Annotated in this window: 3 protein-coding genes; 1 reads left to right on the plus strand and 2 read right to left on the minus strand. The window is 48.7% G+C overall.

The genetic code is table 11. The features are described 5' to 3' along the window. Positions 1–830, minus strand: an 830-nt coding sequence (locus tag FB600_RS38025) for an ESPR-type extended signal peptide-containing protein (protein WP_279608544.1), incomplete at its 3' end; no start/stop codon positions are given. Between the two features lie 236 nt (positions 831–1066). Beyond that, complete coding sequence (locus FB600_RS36580) at positions 1067–1786, minus strand: response regulator transcription factor (RefSeq protein WP_080630261.1); 720 nt, start codon at positions 1784–1786, stop codon at positions 1067–1069. A gap of 1192 nt (positions 1787–2978) precedes the next feature. Here FB600_RS36580 and FB600_RS36585 point away from each other — a divergent pair. Beyond that, a partial coding sequence (locus tag FB600_RS36585) for an alpha/beta fold hydrolase (protein ID WP_409995252.1) occupies positions 2979–3274 on the plus strand: 296 nt, incomplete at its 3' end.

The following is a 3274-nucleotide window of genomic DNA, read 5'->3' on the forward strand; positions in this document are numbered from 1 at the left end:
GTGATCGAGCTCGTCGCGCTCGACAGGCCGGTGGATGCCGACGTGCTCAACGATGCCACCGTGCTATTGGTCGTGCTCAGCCCCGTCGAGGTCGAGGTGGACAATAATGTTATCGAACTGTTAACCGATGAGAGGCCAGTCGATGTAGAGGACGATAAGCTTGTGATGCTAGACGTCACAGTATTGGCTACGGCATAAAGCTGACTACCGTTGATTGCGTCAGTACTGGTCCCACTTATAAGGCCCGCGGCTACATTCTGTATACGCCGCTCTGAGCCCACTTGTCCAACGCTGAGTATACCGCCCGATGCACTGGAACCGGCATATCCACTGAATGTCGTGCCGCCAATCGTCGTACTATTGATAGAGGTGGCGCCAGCAGTACTTCCGGACAATCCTGTTAAAACAACCGAGCCATAGCCAAGTGCCACCGAATTCACTGCGCCGGCAGTTGTATCAGCGCCGAGAGCCACTGATGAATCTGCCGATGCCGTTGCACTATCACCAAGCGCGATTGAGTTTGAACCGGTTGCACTTGACAATCCACCGATAGCCGTAGAGTTTGTTCCAACACAGTTCTGTGTAACACCATACACTAGGGTGGTGTTACACCCGCTCGTTGAGAACTCACTGGTTCCGCTTCCATTGAAGATCAACGAATACGCGCTCGCGGAAATGGATGATGACAATCCCACAAAAGCAAGAGCAATATTCAAAACCGTCAAGACGACGGTAGTGGAAGCGCCCTTCACGTTGGCTGCGCCAAGCTCCGAAACCACCACGAAGCAACCGCGACATTTGCTCCAAACTACCTTGTAAATATTATTCATATTTTACCCCGATTTTAAAATTCTTTAATCCAAAAAATCACCACCCCCAAAGCAATCAACAGCTCAACCCAACAAACTTCTGCTCTACCGGCACACAAAAATCATTCCGACAAAACTAATTAATTATTAAATCAACTGAAAATCCAAGTCAGCTCGAAGAAATTCCTTAGGTCGAGTTGACATTTAGTGCCTGCCACCGGTGATCTATGGCGCTTAATATTCCCGGGGCCATCCGATCAAAAAATTTCCTCAAGAACGTAGCCATATCCATACAAAGACCTCAAGCTATAGCCTCTACTTGAAGTCAAAGAAAGTTTTCTTCTAACGAACGAGACATGCGTGTCCAACGTCCGAGAATTGGGATTGATCTCACCACCCCACACGATTTCGCTGATATATCCCCGAGAAAGCCCTCGATTTATATTCTTAAAAAGAAGAATTGCCAGATCAAACTCCTTCCTTCTCAGGAATATGTGTATTTTTCCGTCGAAGACGCTCAATCCAATTTCTGAAAATACAAATCTTCCGAAAACATATTTTTCCCCGCGCACAATCGAATTTGAATTTCTTCTTCCAACAGCCTGAAGCTTTGCATTAAGGAACGACGACGAAACGGACTTTCCAATCACGTCATCGACTCCTGCGTTTAGGGCTTTAGCTATTTCATCGTCTGAAACGGCATATGTAAATCCAACCACAAGCATGTGCCGCAAATCGCCTCGAGATTTAATCCAGCCACAAATTTCGTGAACCGAGGCGCCGCCGCAATCAAGATCAATAATCAAAAAATCGAAGCTCTCTGACCTAAGTCGACTTCTAAACCTGTCTGCTCGATTAAAAGAGTGGCATGCATGAGACAGCGATCGGCAAATTTCGATGACTCTTTCAATCCACTTCTGGTCGGAACCAATAACGGCAACTCGCATGCTTGCGTGATTTTTATTAATCATCTTCATTTGATACGCCACACTCAAACCACAACAGGTGGCACCTTAAAAGCTTTGCCGCACAATTCATCACCCTGGCCCAATCGACCACTTCAATACATTGATTTGCATTTAAAAATCACACCTCCGGCAACCGCCCATAATCGCCGCCGAAATCATCACGGTGTGCTTTTGAGAGTTTGCTTATTCTGATCCTCGTGCTGACTGGTATTGCGTTTTTATCGCACAACCTAGCTCCACCTAAACGGCACCAAATTTGCCCCGTGGTCTATCGTCGGCGCCGATGCTATCCCGCCCCACCATTTAATCAACACCTTATGGAAGGGACTCGAAACTAATGAGCGTGACTTTCCAAATCGCAGTCAAGTAAGGCAGCGATGATTGCAGTGAGTAAGGCAGGCGCACATTGACGGCATCGGCGCACTGTATTCGCGGAGCGACATTAGATACCGTCACTGCGACGCCGAATCCCATCCCGAAATCGCATTTGATGTCCCAGCCCGCTGACTATCTATCGACGGTGCAGTCGAGCATAGATATGTCAGACAGATTATCAAGATAGGAAACGACGATCGCACACTCAGATACCGGTCTCCCATAGGTCTCGGCGAGCCGCCATGATGCGCTCCTTCCAATGCTCTCACTTGTTCATTTCGCTAATATCTTTTGCCGCGATCGTCGCAGACGCTAAAAAGTGTGTCCATTAGAGAAGTGTGAAGTTCACACTATTTGACTTTTCCAGGAGTGACAACCAATCGTGCGCCCCACAAATGTGGGACACGTCTGATTAACATCAACCTTTCAAAAATTAATAAAAATTTCGGGAACTTACAAATGACCTAAGAATGAGGATGGGGATTGGCGAATACCCTGCCACAACTTACAGCGCATTCTCAAATTACAGGCATCAAAACACACTCCTTCCTGGAATAGAAAACAGAGAATTGGCAAATTCCGCCAATTACAGGCCCCATTAAAGTTACTGGACTTCGAAAATTCGATGGAATATTGTCAGACGTGTCAGGGCAGTGACCTCCAAAGCAGGTAGATCCTCATTTCTTCAGCCAAGAAGGACGTGCCGGACAGAGCCGTAGGTGGTTACCAAGTGTGATTTCATGCCGGCTTCAGCCGGCTAAGCCGATGCTGCGCCACCTTCCTGCACAATTCGAGGATGGGCAGCGTTGCCTTCTGGAGATATGCCATGGCTATCGAGAAACTGGTCGTTCCGCTGCCTAACGGCTTGAAGGTGTATGTCGAGCATCACGTCTTCGATCCGTCCTACCCGACGGTGATCCTCATCAACGGTGCGCTCGCCACCACTGCATCGTTCGGCCAGACGGTGCGCTATCTCGGTGAACGTCTCAACTCGATCTGCTTCGACCTGCCCTACGCGGGCCAGTCTCGGCAGCACAACACCAGCAAGTTCGTGCTGACCAAGGACGACGAGGTCGAGATCCTGCTCCATCTCTGCGAGCGCTTCAGCCCGAGCTACCTGCT

Source organism: Burkholderia sp. SJZ089, assembly GCF_007828315.1.
In the GTDB taxonomy this organism is placed as follows: Bacteria; Pseudomonadota; Gammaproteobacteria; order Burkholderiales; family Burkholderiaceae; genus Burkholderia; species Burkholderia gladioli.